This window comes from Pseudomonas sp. GM_Psu_1, assembly GCF_026544185.1.
GTDB classification, from domain to species: Bacteria; Pseudomonadota; Gammaproteobacteria; order Pseudomonadales; family Pseudomonadaceae; genus Chryseomonas; species Chryseomonas oryzihabitans.
Genome location: NZ_JALNUX010000004.1, coordinates 342,380 through 357,248, shown reverse-complemented (window position 1 = coordinate 357,248; position 14,869 = coordinate 342,380). Strand labels below are relative to the sequence as shown.

Here is a 14,869-nt window from a genome sequence, read left to right as displayed (position 1 = left end):
TATTGTCACTTCGCCCGGGCATGCTTGGGTATCGAAATTTCCCGCGCCTGGCCAGGTGGCTGGCTGCGCTGCCGATCCGCATTCATTTGACGTTCGACGCGGGGCCTGCGGCTCTCGAAGAGCGAGGCCAGGCGACGACCGTGGGTCAGTTGGATGAATCGATTTATCTCAAAGCCGGACATCCGGTCGTGTGACCAGTACTTGTCGCGCTAACATTGTCTGTTCGGTATCTCCCAGAAGGAAAATCCTATGAAGCCAACCTCCCCGCACAAGCTGCGTCTAGCGTTCAGAGCCCTGCTCAAATCGGACAGCTGCTATCACACGGCGTCCGTCTTCGATCCCATGTCGGCGCGTATCGCCAACGACCTGGGTTTCGAAATGGGCATCCTCGGCGGGTCGGTGGCTTCCCTGCAGGTGTTGGCCGCGCCGGACTTCGCCCTGATCACCCTCAGCGAGTTCGTCGAGCAGGCCACGCGCATCGGGCGGGTCGCCCGGCTGCCCATCATCGCCGACGCCGATCACGGCTACGGCAATGCGCTGAACGTGATGCGCACCATCACCGAACTCGAACGCGCCGGGGTGGCTGCCCTGACCATCGAGGACACCGTGCTGCCGGCCGGCTATGGTCGCAAGTCCACGGATCTGGTGAGCGTCGAAGAAGGCATCGGCAAGATCAAGGGTGCGCTGGAAGCCCGTATCGACGAGGCCCTGAGCATCTTCGCCCGCACCAACGCCACCGAATTGAGCACCGAGGAAGTCATCTCCCGCACCAAGGCCTACGAGGCCGCGGGTGCGGACGGTATCTGCATGGTCGGCATTCGCGATTTCGCTCATCTGGAAGAGATCACCCAGCACCTGAGCGTGCCGGTAATGCTGGTGACCTACGGCAATCCCCAGTTGCGCGACAACGCCCGCCTGGCCAAGGCCGGGGTCCGGGTGGTGGTGAACGGGCATGCAGCCTACTTCGCGGCGATCAAGGCGACCTACGACTGCCTCAGAGAGCAGCGCGACATCACCGCGTCCGACCTGTCCGCGTCCGAACTCTCCACCAAGTACTCGACCCTGCAGGAGTATCGAGTCTGGGCGCGGGAATTCATGGACGTAAAGGAGTAACCATCAGGCGGTGCTCAGCGAACTCGGTTGCAGAGCCTTGCTGGGAAAGGGTGTCACGATCTCCAGATCCAGATCGGCGGGCAGATGCAGCGCAGCGACCCGGGCCTCGACAAAGGCGCGCATTTCCTGACGGAAGCGCTTGGTGGCGAAGCGCTCGGCATTCTGCCGGCACGCCTGCTGGCTGATCGGCGTTTCCAGGGCCTCGAACTGGCGCACGGCGGCGCATAGCGAGGCAGCGGTCTGTTCCGGATAGAAGACGCCGGTGGGGTGTTGCGCATCGAGGCCGCGCACGGTTTCCAGGACGCCACCCCGGCCATAGGCGATGACGGGGGTACCGCAGGCCTGGGCTTCGATGGGGGTGATGCCGAAATCTTCCTCGGCGGCAAAGACGAAGGCCCGCGCTCTGCGCATGTGGTCGAGCAGGCAGTCGAAGTCCTGGTAACCGAGCAGGGTGACGTTGGGGCCGGCGACTTCCTTGGCCTTCTCGAATTCGGGGCCGGCGCCGATCACCACCAGCTTCTTGTCGGGCATCGAGCTGAAGGCCTCGACGATCATGGGCATGCGCTTGTAGGGCACCATGCGCGACGCCGTGAGATAGAAGTCCTCCTTGCCGCCGCTGGGGGTGAAGCGACTGATGTCGACCGGCGGATAGATGACCTTGGCTTCGCGGCGATAGGCCTTGCTGATGCGCCGGGCGATGAAGTGGGAGTTGGCGACGAAGGCGTCCACGCCGGCGGCGGTGCGCTGATCCCAGATGCGCACGTAGTGCAGGATGACGCGCGCCAGCTTGCCCTTGAGGCCGCGGTCGAGACCGGCTTCCTTGAGGTACTGGTGCTGCAGGTCCCAGGCGTAGCGGATGGGCGAGTGGACATAGCTGATGTGCAGCTGGTCCGGACCGGTCAGGACGCCCTTGGCCACCGCATGGCTGCTGGAAATAATCAGGTCGTAGCCGGACAGGTCGAGTTGCTCGATGGCGTGCGGCATCAGCGGCAGATAGGTCTGATAGCGCTTCTTGGCCTGGGGCAGGCGCTGGATGAAGGTGGTGGTCGCCTGCTTACCTTGCAGTTGCGCCCGATCCTCGTCCGAGAGGAAGTCGATCACGCTGAACAGGTCGGCCTCCGGCCAGATGTCGAGCAGTTCGGCGAGCACGCGTTCGGCGCCAGCAAAGGTTACCAACCAATCGTGAACGATGGCGATTTTCATGTCGTCTTCCTTAAGCGTGAAATGAAATCAAGTGCTGGTGCTGAATCATGGAGTGCGGGTCTTTCTGGTCACTGCATATCCCCAGGGCAGCCGGGTAATCTCGATCTCGTCCGAAGCGCTGTCGAGTTCATGCAACTTGATGGTTGGGCTTGGTGCAAAGACGGCGTCTGTTGCAGGCGTTTCGAAACATTCGGCGTTTTCCGGGCGCTCCACGGTCTCTGCCGCGGTGGCGTCCGAGCTGCTGGGCAGCCGGTGGCAATCAGCGACCTGAAGGACGCGCCCGGACACACTCGAGTCGTCGAGCGTCAGGGGTACAGAGGAACGGCTCTGGCCTGCCATGGCGTTGCTTGTCTCTTCCATGAGTTCTTGATCGCTGAATTGTTGTTGTGGGGTCGTTTCAGGCGGCTCTGGCCGTGGCCTTCGTGGTGGTCGCCAGGGCGCTGTCCAGCAGGTCGGAGACCTTTCTCGCCGAGGTCTGCCAGTTGAAGCGCTGGATGTTGGCCAGGCCCTTGGCGCGGAGCGCCTCCCTGAGCGGTGCGTCCTGGAGGATGGTGCGCATCGCCTGGGTGATGCTGGCCGTCTCGTAGGGATCGAAGTAGAGGACGCTGTCCTGCAGCACTTCCGGCATGGAGGCGGTGTTGGCCGAGATCACCGGGCAGCCGCAGGCCTGGGCTTCGAGGGGCGGGATGCCGAACCCCTCGTAGAGCGACGGAAAGACGAAGGCGGTGGCCTGGCGATACTGGCGCGCCAGTTCGGCATCGTCGATGCGGCCGAGCAGCTTGACCCGCGAATCCCGGGCGGCCAGGGTCGCCAGGTCGTTCTGACCGAACACGGCGTGGCTGTCGCCGACGATGCGCAACTCGACCTTCAGATCCCGCGGCAGGGCGGCGAAGGCCTCCAGCATCCGCGAGAAATTCTTGTGGTAGCTGGGCGAGGACACCGCCAGCAGATAGGGGGTGTCGGCGCGATCGATCCGCGGCTCCAGGGTGAAGGCATCGGCGACGGCGTTGGGCACCACCGTGATCGAGTCGCTCGGATAGCGATAGAAGCGCGAGATCTCGTCCCGGGAGAATTCACTCACGGTGATCAGGGCGTTCGAGCGCTTGAGCAGCATGGGGATCAGGCAGCGGTACGAGGTGCGGAATTTCCACGAATAGCTCTCGGGAAAGCGCACGTAGTTGATGTCGTGATGGGTGGCGATCTGGTTGGTGTAGAGCAGCGGCGCCGTGCTGCACAGCGACAGCAGCAGGGGGCTGCCCTGGCTCTTCAGCCAGTTCGGCAGATCCCATTGCTCCCAGCGCTGCCCCTGGCGGGTGCCGATGACTTCGATGCCCAGCCGTTTGGCCACCTCGGGCCTGACGGCGCCGGGCGGTGCGACGAAGCGCAGGTCGGATCTCAGCTTCGCCAGCTCCAGCGAGATGCATTCCGCGAAGCGCTGAACGCCGCGAAGATCCTGGGTGATGAAGCGGGAATTGACGATGATCATGATTCTGCCCGTTGCCGTGACCTGGGGTGGATCAGTTGGAAAGCTGTGTGTGAGGTACGAGAAGCGGCTTGGTGGAGCCGTGTTGCGCCTTGCCCAGGACGTCCTCGAAGAGCGCCTGGTACTGGTCGAGCATGGTGTCCATGCTCAGCAGATCGGCCACCGCGGTGCGGCTCAGCAGACTCAGCCGCTGGCGCAGCTCGGTATCGTCATGCAGGCACTGCAGGGCGCGGCCCAGGGAGTCGCGGTCGTCGGGGTTGCAGAGCAGCCCGTTGACGCCATCACGGACGATCTCCGGCAGACCGCCCATGCGGGCGGCGATGACCGGCTTCTGGAAGGCACAGGCCTCGACGGCGACCATGCCGAAGGGCTCGGCCCACAGCGACGGCGCGACGAAGACGTCGATGTTCCGGTAGAAGGCTTCGGGCTTCTGATAACCGACGAAGCTGACCTTTTGCGGATCGGCCATGGCCTTGAGCTGGGCTTCGTAGTCCAGCTGGCCCTTGCCGGCGATGGTCAGGGTCGCGTTGAGCGACAGCCGCTGGAATTGCTCGATCAGCCAGCCCACACCCTTGTTTTCCGACAGGGTGCCCATGTAGCCGAAGCGGACGACGCCGTCCGGACTGGGGGTCGCGGTCTCGGCATTGCTGCCGGCGATCAGGCTGGCGTTGTGGATGACCTGGCGCGGAACGCCGCTGAAGTAGCCCTTGTTCACGATGGTATCCAGCAGGTACCGGCTGACGCCGACGACGGCATCCACCTTGGCGGACTGCTCGGCATGGGGCCGGCGCAGGGCCGCGCAGCTGCCACAGAGTTTCTGGCAGCTCTGGCCCTTCTTGAACAGGGTGTTCTTCGGGCACAGCAGGTACATGTCGTGCAGCACCTGCACGATGGGCACGCCGCTGGCGCGGATCTCGTCCCAGGCCGCGACCGACCAGCCGGACAGGTTGTGGCATACCACCAGATCCGGCTTTTCCTGTTGCAGCACCTGGCGCAGGGGCGCCCGCATCGCGCTGTTGTACTGGTCGCGAAAGTGCCAGCCGAAGCGCGCCAGCGGACCGGGGCGCTGCTGGGTCAGGGGCCAGTAGAAATTTTTCAGCCCGGCGCGATAGACGCGAACGTCGTTTACCGTCTCCTGCCGCACACCCTGCTCGGGACCGGTCACCAGCACGGCCACGTCGTGACCGCGCTGCTGGAAGCCTTCCACGCTGCGTTGCAGGATGAGCTCCGCACCACCGCCCACATGGGGCGGATAGAAGCTGTTGAGAAAGAGCAGTTTCATAGCGGATAGCTGCGGTTTATCCCCAGCGCGCCGGTTTCGCCGTCCTGGACCGCCTGCCGGATCAGCGCCAGGCGCTGACGGCTCTTGTCGTCACGGGCGAACAGCTTGAGCAGGGTGTGGAAGACATAGCGGTTGAGGCTGTACATCGGCCGGGAGCTGGCCCAGACGTTCTTGTCGAACCAGGCCTGGTTGCGCGCGGCGTAGTAGGCGCGGAAGTCCGAGCCGGCCTGCAGATAGTTCTGGTAGACGTTGCTGGTGCCTTCCTTGATGTTCCAGGAATGCTCCAGTTCTTCGAGTTCCGCCTCGGTGACCATGAACAGCTTTCCGCCGGCCTGGGTGATGCGGTAGGTGTACTCGGTGTCGTCGGAATAGAGCACCAGCTCGCGCAGGGGCAGACCGATGCGCTCATAGAGGCTGCGGTGGGCGAGCATGCCGCCATAGGGGGCGAAGGGCAGTTCGACCAGGGCTTCCGGCTGGCCACCGCGCGGACGGCCCCAGGGCAGGCGGCGCCAGATCTTGTAGGGGATGCGGGCCACGTGGAAGCCGAAGTAGCTCGAACGTGGCTGGGTGATCATCTTGGTCGGGATGCACTGGGCGATGTCGGCCTGCTGGGTCGGCCGGTAGCCGAGCACGGCGACCTTGTCGTGGCCATGGACGGCGCCGAGTTCGCCGAGGCGCCGGTGCAGAACGTCGAGGGCATCGCCCAGGGGGGCGTTATCGTCGTCCATCATCCAGATATGGGTGGTGTCGGTGGCCAGGGCCGCTTCCAGGGCCACGGCGTAACCGTTGGCGGAACCGGTGTTCTCGCTCAGGGCGATCACCTTGACCTGACCGGGCCAGCGGGCTTCGAGGCTATCCAGCGACACCGTCGCCGCATTGCTCACCACGATGACCTGGTGAATGGTGCGCTCGGCCAGGGCGCGGGTGACGAGCTGCTCCAGGTAGCAGAGGCGATTGCCGTAGGTGACGGTAACGACCGTGGTTTTGCATTGCATGAAGAGACTCTCCAAAGGGCCTTGGTACTGGGTCAGGCGCGCAGCCGTTGGCTGACAGGGGCCGCTGCCGACAATTGATCGAGAGCGACGCTGACCCGCTGTTCGCGCTGCAGGATGCGCAGCAGGATGATGGCTCGCTCGTTGCCATCGGCACTCAGGAACACGGCGTCCATTTCCAGCTCCTGGCTGTATTGCATCCGCACGGCCGCGCCAGGCTGGTGGGCGGGTGCAGGCTCCGCCAGGGCGGCGAGCCGCTGGCGGATATCGTCGATGATGGCTTCGCTCACCGCCGTCGGCTGGGTGCCGAAGCTGACGATGCGATTGACGCCGCGCGTCGAGCGGATGGGGTACCAGTTGTCGTTCACGTCATTGAGCTGGATGAACAGGTACCCCGGGAACAGCGATTCGCTGCCGGCCGCGCGACTTCTGCCGGACGCCTTGCGCTCGCGCTGGGGCCGGAAGCAGACATAGCCCTGTCTGCTCAGGTTTTCTTCGGCGCGGGCCTCCTGATTGGGCTTGGTCTGCACCAGGTACCAGTGACCGGCGGGATGGGCGAGCGTCATGGGCGAGTTCCTTCTCTTGGGGCTATCGGTCGCGACGGAGCGGCGTATCAGGTACGGGGGCCGTATTCGTAGTAGCCGTAGACGCCATCGTCTTCCATGGACGTCGAGGCCTTGCGCTGCACGCCGTTGAGGATGGCGCCCTTGATGGTGATGCCGTTCTGGGCGAAGCGGCGACGGGAGTTCTCCACCGCCTTGAGGGTGCTCTGGCCGAAACGGGTGACCAGCAGGGTGGTGCCGGCGAGGCGACCCACCAGGGCGGCATCGGTCACCGCCAGGATCGGCGGGGTATCGATGATCACCAGGTCGTAGAGGCCGCCCACTTCGTCCAGCAGACGGGAGAAGTTGGCGTGCATCAGCAGCTCCGAGGGATTCGGCGCGGCCTGACCACAGCTGATGATGTCCAGCTGGGCGATACCGCTCGGCACGATGGCTTCACGCAGCTTGCTGCGACCGGTCAGCAGCTCGGACAGGCCGGCTTGCGGCTGCAGGCCGAACACGCGGTGCAGATAGCCCTTGCGCATGTCGGCGTCGATCAGCAGCACGCGCTGACCCGACTGGGCGACCACCGCGGCGAGGTTGCTGGAGACGAAGGACTTGCCGACGCCCGGGGTCGGGCTGGAAATCATGATCACCCGGTTCTTGGCTTCCAGCATGGCGAAGTGCAGGCTGGATCTCAGGCTGCGCAGGGATTCCACCGCCAGGTTGGCCGGCTGCACCACGCTCAGCAGATTGGGTTCGCCGGTACGGGTCTTCTTCTTCAGGCGACGGTTCAGGCGCTCCTGGTCCTTGGTGAAGGGCAGGGTGGAATAGACCGGCAGGCCGATCTGCTCGACGGTGTCCGGATTTTCGATGCCCTTCTGGAAGGCCTGGCGGACGAAGACCACCACCACCGAGGTCACCAGACCCAGCAGCAGCGACAGGATCAGCGCGATCTTGCGGTTGGTGGCCGGCTCGTCGAGGTTGACGTCGGCGTTGTCGACCAGGCGTACGTTGCCGATGGTGCCGGCACGGATGATGTCCTGTTCCTGGGCCTGGTTGAGCAGCAGCTGATAGGTCTGGTTGGTGACCTTCATGTCGCGGTTCAGGCGCAGCAGCTCCTGCTGGGTGCTCGGCAGGGCCTCCACCTTGCGCTGCAGGCTGCGTTTTTCCACTTCCAGCTGGGCGAGCTGGTTCAGCAGGGTCTTGTAGCTGGGGTGATCGCGGGTATAGAGGCGATCGTATTCGGCCTGCTTGAGCTTGAGCTGGGAAATGGAGGTGTCGAGGGTGACGATCTTGTCCAGGACCGCCTTGGTTTCCAGGCTGATGTCCACGGAGCGGCTGTTGGTCTGGTAGTTGTTCAAGGCCGCTTCGGCGCTTTCCAGGTCCTTGCGCACCGCCGGCAGCTGGCCACGGAGGAAGTCCAGGCGCTGGGCGGCTTCGGCCGAGCTGCGCTCGACGTTCTGCAGCACGTACAGGCGGCTGATCTCGGACAGGACGCTCTTGGCGAGGTCAGGATTCTCGTCGGCCAGGGACAGGTAGATGATCCCCGATTCCTTGCCCGCTTCGCTGGTCTTGATGCGGTTCTGATAGAGCTGCGCGGTGGTGATGACGCGGTTGCGGGTCACCTTGAATTCGGTACCGGGACGCGCGGTCAGGGTCTTGATCTGCATGCGGTAGCCGTTACCGCTGGCCATCTGGCCGACCTGGCCGTCGAGCAGGGGCTGCTTGTCCTTGTCCAGCAGGCGGTAGCGACCATTGCTGCCGGCCACCACGGTGAGGGTTTCACCGTACATGTCGTCCGGCACGTCGAACTGGAAGACGTCGATCTGTTCGCCGCCCCAGGCGAAGCCGCGCAGTTGCGGCCAGCTGTCCGCCAGCTGACCCGGCTTTTCGGCTTCGTAGTGGCGCCACAGGTAGTGGCCGATCAGCGGGAAGAAACGCGGCTTGGCCTCGATGTCCAGGCGCAGGTTCTCCACGGTCTTGGTCAGCACCGCGCGTGACTTCAGCAGCTCGATCTCGGCTACCGCCGGCGAGGCGGAGTTGGGTCGCACCACGGTCTCGGCGACCGCCGTGAGCGCATTCTTCTTGGGTTCGATCTGGATCATCGCCCCGGCGACGTATTGCGGAGTCGACAGCACGGCATAGGTGATGCCCACGGCCAGAAAACCCGCGGTGATGCCCGCGATCAGCTTCTTGTGATCAAGAAGCGTGAGGGCCATCGTCTTGAGGTCCAGATGTTGTTCTTCGTGTTGTTCGAACGAAGAGCGCTGCATGACGGTCATTGGGGTCCCTTCCTTTTAGCTGGATACAGCGCAGCCGGAAAACTGCTCTGCGTAAGTTCAGTAGGTGACGCGCTTGGGGGCGAAGCGTCGGCCGATGTTGAGGGTGATGTTGCTTACCGCCCGCAGGAGCGCCTTGACCTTCTGCGTCGGCGGAATCGAGGACAGCGAAAGACTCAGGACCTGGCGCAGGAAGAACACGTGCAGGTCGCGCTCGCCCAGCCGGTAGTAGTAGTTGGCCAGGCAGTACTGGGTGTGGAGATCCATCTGCAGGCGCTTCTGGCTGGCGCGCATGGAAAAGATCCCGCCCTCGTGCACGCGGTAGGCGGCGGGGCGGATCTCGTCCATGAACTTGCCCTTGCCGTGGGCACCCAGCAGCGACCACCAGACGATGTCCATGAGCGCGGCGGTTTCCAGCTCCGGCGGCAGTTCGCGCAGGACGTTGCGGAAGCAGGCGGTCAGGGTCGACAGCGGCAGAGCCTTCTTCAGGTCGGTTTCGCTGCGATCGTAGTGATCCTGGCCATTGAACCGCTGCGGATTGACGATCCCCGTGCTGTTGAAGGCATAGGAGGCGTGGAAGGTCAGGGCGTAGTCCCGGTTGTTCTCCAGGAAGTCCACCTGCAGCTGCAGCTTGCGCGGATCGTTCCAGTAGTCGTCGCCTTCGCAATAGGCGATGTAGTCGCCGCGGGCGTGCTGGAACACCGGCATGCCATAGGGCTTGCCCTGGCTGTACTGGTTTTCCTTTTGCAGGATCAGGCGGATCAGCCGGGGGTAGCGGCGCTCGTAGTCCTGGAGGATTTCCCGGGTGCCATCGGTCGAGGCGTCGTCGTTGACGATGATCTCGAAGGGGAAATCGGTCTGCTGGCGCAGGAAGCCGTCGATGGCCTGGCCGATGTAATCACGATGGTTGAAGGTCAGGCAGACGATGCTGGCGACCGGCCGACTGCAATTCGTCGGCCAGTGCTTCATGATCTCTGCTTCGGTCCGAGCGTCCATGTCAGATACCTGCTTTGTAGAGTTGGGAAAACAGGCGCGAGCGGGTCTGTTTCGGAGAACAGAGCACGTAGCTCAGCGCCATCAGCACCAGGGTCAGGCCACCGCCCAGGGCGAGGGTGGCCAGGATGGAGAACCGCTCCTGCGGTTGAATCTCTTGGTACAGCAGCTTGCTCAGGCCCACGCCGATGGCGGTCACCACCACGGCCACCAGCAGATCCTGGTTCCAGTAGCGCTGCAGATTCGGCGCGAAGCGGCCGTGGACGATCATCGGCCAGATCACGAAGGGGATCAGGCGCATGAAGAACCAGGCCAGCGCCGCGCCATAGGCGCCGTAGTGCAGGACTACCAGGATCACGATGGGCACCGAGATGGCCGCCGATACCAGGCTGTACCAGACGTGCAGGCGCAACTTGCCGTAGGCGTACTGCAGGTAGAACTGGAACTGGCTGAGGGCGAGCAGCGCCGAGCCCAGGGCGTACCAGAACAGGATCGGCTCGCTCCAGTGGGCGGAGACCTTATCGCCGGTCCAGGCGAAGACCAGCGCCTCGCCATGGAAGGCCACCATGGCCGCCAGCGGCAGCAGGATGGCGAAGGCGAAGCGCGCCGCGTTGCGATAGAGCCGTTCCAGTTCGAGCGGCTTGTCCTGGGACACCAGCACCGTCATGCGTGGCAACAGCGCCTGCACCAGCGGATTGGTCAGGGTCACGATGCCGGTGGAGATCAACGCCACCAGGCTGAAGTAGCCGTACTCGGCCAGGGGCAGCGCCTTGGACAGCACCAGCTTGTCGAGCTGGGTCAGGGCGATCCACAGGATCGAGGTAAAGGACATGCTCAGGGCGAAGGGCACGATGGGCTTGACCCGCTGCCAGTCGAAGCCGCTCCACCAGGTGGGGTTGGGCAGCAGGCGATAGGCCTTGAGCGCATAGACCAGCATCTCGAACACGGCGACGAAGGCCTGGAACACGAAGAAGTCCAGCGGCTCCTGGGAAATCCACATCACCAGGACCAGGCCGCCGAAGTAGCGCACCGTGGCGATCAGCACGTTGACCATGTTCAGCCAGCCGTGCAGCTCGACCCCCTGGACGCCGCTCTTGTACAGGGTCGACAGCAGGCGGAAGGCGATCATCAGCCCCATCAGGCCGATGCAGTGGGCCACGGTTTCCGTTGGCAGGCCCTGGACGTTGAGCCAGTGCCCCGCCATCCACTCCGCATTCAGCTCGATGGCGACGAAGGCCAGGGTCGCCAGGGGGATGAAGATGAATTCCAGCGAACGCAGCAGCTGGCCGCGGGTACGCCCCGCGCCGGTTTGACCGCGGCCGTGGGCGACGTCGCGGACCAGCGAGGCGGAAATGCCGACGTCGAGGAGTTGCAGCCAGGTCTGCAGCACGGCGAAGAAGCCGATCAGACCATAGGTTTCGGCACCCAGATGACCGAGATACATCGGCTGGATCAAGATGCCGATCAGCAGCGCATAGGCTTGGCCGGCATAGTTGATCAGGGTGTTGCGCAACACCGACACTTTCGCGGGACTGGTCATGGGAGATAGCGGGCCAGGGTCAGGTTAGAACAGGAGAGGAGTCGCCGGGAAAATCCCAGCTCGGCAGCAGCTGCGCCGGGGTGATGAGTGCCCGCAGGGATTCCATGCTGGTCTTTTTCTGCTGCGCCAGGAGCAGGGTGTCGATCAGCAGGTCCTGGGTCGCCTGCGGCAGGTCCGGATAGAGCGGCACGCAGAGGATGCGGTGACTCAGCTTGCGCGAGACCGGCTTGATCGCCTGGGGCTGCAGGTAATCCAGGGTTTCCAGCGACGGATAGAAGTAGCGGCGCGGATTGATGCCGACGGCGTTCAGCGCCTTCTTGGTGTCCAGCAGACTCGGCTCGTCGCGCAGGGCCACCGGGAAGTAGCTGTAGTTCAGCTGGGTCCCGTAGGTGGGGCGCTGCAGGTCGAAGGCGCCCTGCAGGCGTCTTTCATAGTGCTGACCGATGACGGCGCGGCGGGCCAGGATGTCTTCCAGCTCGTCGAGGATGCACAGCCCCATGGCCGCGGAGACCTCGTTGAGCTTGGCGTTGATGCCGACGCCCTCGATGCGCTCGGCATCGACGATGCCGAAGTTGATCATGCGGCGAACGCGCTCGGCGAGTTCGTCGTCCTCGGTGATGATCGCGCCGCCTTCGATGGTGTGGAACAGCTTGGTGGCGTGGAAGCTGACGGTGGTGATGTCGCCCCACTGCAGTACCGAGCGGCCTTCGAACAGGGTGCCGAAGGCATGGGCGCCGTCGTAGACGACCTTCAGGCCGTGGCGCTGGGCGACCTGCTGCAGGCCGCGGACGTCGCAGGGATTGCCGAACACGTGGGTGGCGACGATGGCCGAGGTATCAGGCTCGATGGCGGCCTCGACGTTGGCCGGATCCAGGTTCCAGGTTTCCGGGTGGATGTCGGCGAACACCGGCCGGATCCCTTCCCAGTGCAGGGTGCTGGTGGTGGCGACAAAGCTGAACGGCGTGGTGATGGCACTGCCGGTCAGGCCCAGGGCGCGATAGGCGACCTGCAGGGCCAGGGTACCGTTGTTGACCAGGATGATGTTTCTGACGCCCAGATAGTCGCGCAGGCGCTCTTCGAGTTGCGCGTGCAAAGGGCCCTGGTTGGTGATCCAGTTGTTGGCGTAGATCTTGTCGATATACGCCTTGAAGCGTTCCTTATCGCCAAGGTAGGGCTTGGTCACATTGATCATGATCCGGTACCTGCTTATCGAGTCCTTGATACGTGTCGGTTCGGTCAAGCGTGCTCGGCGACCGGGCTGGCCGGTTGCCGGAAGGAGGCGCCGGGCTTGTCCAGGCGCTCCAGAACCGACTCCAGGGCCTCGCGACTGGCATCGTTGTGGAACTGCCAGACCCCGTAGATGCGTCCGGAAAAGGACGCTTCGCTTCCCAGGCGGGGATCCACCGCCAATCCCGAGCCCAGGCCGAACAGGTGCAGGCCCTTTAGGCGCTGGCCGTGCTGGTCCAGCGGACTGCCGGCGGCGTCGGAGTCCAGGCCGCCGCGCAGGGTGCGCAGGGTCAGCGGCCGGCCGTCCTGGCAGCGCAGCTCGGGCACTATGGGTTGGTAACCCATGCCCTGGACCAGCAGGGCGGCGCTGTCGAACAGCGTCTGGGCGCTGGCGAGCTGGTCGGCGCTGCCATCCAGCTGCAGCGTCCTGACCTTGACCGGGGTGCCGCCGATGCCCTGACCGGCAAGGACCTGGCGACCGATCTCGTGGGCGCGGTAGCGCAGTCCGCCGGAACGGTTGACCCGCTTGGAAATGGGGCAGATGTCCTGGATCGGGTCGAAGTCGTAGCCGGCGGCCAGGGCTTCGGCGGCGGTCTCGTAGAACAGCCGGATCGGCGAGCGATGGACCAGGGTCAGCTCGCGCAGACCATCGTGGTGCAGGGCGCTGGCCAGGTTGTCCAGGGCGGAGAAGGCACTGTGGGAGCCGCCGACCACGCAGATCGGACCGCCATCCTTGAGGCGCGCCCGATAGCGCTGGCGCAGGGCCTCGGGTTGCAGGCGCAGCAGATTGTCGGAGCTGTCGATCGAGGCGCTCTGGGGCAGTTGCAGGCCCATGGCCTGGATGCTTTCCTCGAAGCTGTGGCGGGTCTGCTGGCCACCCAGGTTGAGGACTAGGCTGGAGGTGCGCACGCGGCGGATGGCACCGGCCTGTTCCAGCCAGACGACATAGCTCGAGCCTTCGCAGGTGACTTCGGTGATGCGGGTCTGGCGCCAGGTGGGGATGCCGTACTGGCGTTCGAGCCAGGGCAGGACCAGGCCGGCGGCCTGCTGGAAGAGCTGGCCGACGATGGGCAGCGCCGGCGCTTCCTGGGAATTCAGCTTGAGGTGGCGAAAGGTCGGCGAGGCCTGCAGCGGGGCCAGGATGGGCGCCAGCAGGGGATCGCGCAGGCAGTCCAGAAAGACGTCGCTGACCGAGTTGGCGATGATCTGATAGTCACCCAGCTTGCCGGCGCCGAGTTCGGTCCCGGCATCGACGATGATGGTGCCGGCCTGGGCCAGTTGCTCGAGGGCGCCACGCTTGATGGCATTGAACAGGAATCCCAGGCCCGCCGGACCGGCGCCGCCAATTAGACATCCTAATGTCGATTCCGATAGATCATTCCTTGCCATCGGGGCATCCTCTCTGTGCGCAATCAGGGCGCAATTAACGTGGTAGAAACTGGCTTTCGCAGTGCCCGGCAGTCAGCAAGAAATTCAAGAGATCGTTTTAATCTTTATTGATTGAGTGACCGGCTGATGAACGTCGGTCAGTACCGGTGCCAGCCATTGCCGGTAATTAATTCGAAAGTATCGGCGCCGGGTGTACAGCAACTTGCTCACGGCCATCTGCCGAAGACTTTTCGATCTTTACCCGCTGATTCCGGCCACACTGCGTGCCGCCTTAAGGGTGCTGAAGTTCGTTTGGCTGGGCAGCCACTCGCCCGCCTGTTGCAGGCAAGACTGAAGTGGCATGAGCGAAAAGAGTTAAGTCCAGTTCAGGTGACATCCATGTAGTCCTGCAGGTGCTCGCTGGCACGGTGATCGTCCCCTGCTGTCCAGTGCCTGGGCATGGCTACCGCACAGGTTTGCCGTGTCTTGGGTGGTAACCGGTCCGGTCGGGACATGGCTACCGCACGGGTTTGCACCTGGACGGGATGAACAGAGGGTTATTTACCGATATCAAGACCTGACAACGCAGAAAACAGGAACTTGAAAAGCCATCGGCGAGACGCAGAGGAGGGGAGGTAATGCTGTCTTCCCTGACCTGTACGGCAGCAGGTTCAGCGCGCAATCCCAGCGCTACTTCGAACCTGGGGCAATGATTGTCAAAAGGGTTTGGACTGTCAACGCGAGGTCCGAACGGCAAATCCGGCCAGCGAGACGACTATTAATGCCGTTGATCCGGGTGAATCGGCGGCCAAATGAGGTGTGCTTGGCAAAAAAACGGCCGAGG

At 63.9% G+C, this 14,869-nt stretch carries 12 protein-coding genes; 1 reads left to right on the top strand and 11 read right to left on the bottom strand.

Annotation, left to right across the window (positions count from 1 at the left end):
- Positions 1–249 precede the first annotated feature (249 nt).
- Entirely contained in the window at positions 250–1,113 is an 864-nt protein-coding gene (locus OXS31_RS09085) for an oxaloacetate decarboxylase (RefSeq protein WP_027598153.1), read from the top strand.
- A 3-nt stretch (positions 1,114–1,116) separates the two neighbouring features.
- Here the strand turns inward: OXS31_RS09085 and OXS31_RS09080 are convergent, their stop codons facing one another.
- Genes OXS31_RS09080 through OXS31_RS09030 form a run of 11 tightly spaced genes read right to left on the bottom strand, consistent with a single transcriptional unit; the run spans position 1,117 to position 14,046 of the window.
- The gene (locus OXS31_RS09080; RefSeq protein ID WP_027598154.1) at positions 1,117–2,316 is read right to left on the bottom strand and encodes a glycosyltransferase family 4 protein; all 1,200 of its coding nucleotides are present in this window, start codon (positions 2,314–2,316) and stop codon (positions 1,117–1,119) included.
- A 45-nt stretch (positions 2,317–2,361) separates the two neighbouring features.
- Positions 2,362–2,676, bottom strand: coding sequence for a hypothetical protein (locus OXS31_RS09075; RefSeq protein ID WP_037007628.1), 315 nt, complete (start codon positions 2,674–2,676; stop codon positions 2,362–2,364).
- Between the two features lie 37 nt (positions 2,677–2,713).
- Positions 2,714–3,802, bottom strand: coding sequence for a glycosyltransferase family 1 protein (locus tag OXS31_RS09070; RefSeq protein WP_108581538.1), 1,089 nt, complete (start codon positions 3,800–3,802; stop codon positions 2,714–2,716).
- A 31-nt stretch (positions 3,803–3,833) separates the two neighbouring features.
- Positions 3,834–5,081, bottom strand: coding sequence for a glycosyltransferase family 4 protein (locus tag OXS31_RS09065; protein WP_074583500.1), 1,248 nt, complete (start codon positions 5,079–5,081; stop codon positions 3,834–3,836).
- Entirely contained in the window at positions 5,078–6,076 is a 999-nt protein-coding gene (locus OXS31_RS09060) for a glycosyltransferase (RefSeq protein ID WP_144955000.1), read from the bottom strand. Before OXS31_RS09060 ends, OXS31_RS09065 begins: the two co-directional genes overlap by 4 nt.
- A 32-nt stretch (positions 6,077–6,108) precedes the next feature.
- Entirely contained in the window at positions 6,109–6,639 is a 531-nt protein-coding gene (gene rfaH, locus OXS31_RS09055; protein ID WP_027598159.1) for a transcription/translation regulatory transformer protein RfaH, read from the bottom strand.
- 47 nt (positions 6,640–6,686) lie between these two features.
- Positions 6,687–8,900 (bottom strand): polysaccharide biosynthesis tyrosine autokinase, encoded by a 2,214-nt coding sequence (locus OXS31_RS09050; RefSeq protein WP_027600348.1) that lies wholly within the window; start codon positions 8,898–8,900, stop codon positions 6,687–6,689.
- A 57-nt stretch (positions 8,901–8,957) separates the two neighbouring features.
- A complete protein-coding gene (locus tag OXS31_RS09045; RefSeq protein ID WP_007161387.1) occupies positions 8,958–9,893 on the bottom strand; it encodes a glycosyltransferase in 936 nt (311 codons plus the stop codon).
- Position 9,894: 1 nt separating this feature from the next.
- Positions 9,895–11,430, bottom strand: coding sequence for an oligosaccharide flippase family protein (locus OXS31_RS09040; RefSeq protein ID WP_007161386.1), 1,536 nt, complete (start codon positions 11,428–11,430; stop codon positions 9,895–9,897).
- 19 nt (positions 11,431–11,449) lie between these two features.
- Positions 11,450–12,622 carry a DegT/DnrJ/EryC1/StrS family aminotransferase gene (locus OXS31_RS09035; protein ID WP_007161385.1) on the bottom strand — a complete coding sequence of 391 codons (1,173 nt, stop codon included), beginning with the start codon at positions 12,620–12,622 and terminating at the stop codon, positions 11,450–11,452.
- Positions 12,623–12,666: 44 nt separating this feature from the next.
- Positions 12,667–14,046, bottom strand: a complete 1,380-nt coding sequence (locus OXS31_RS09030; RefSeq protein ID WP_027598161.1) for a hypothetical protein — start codon at positions 14,044–14,046, stop codon at positions 12,667–12,669.
- Between the last annotated feature and the right edge of the window lie 823 nt (positions 14,047–14,869).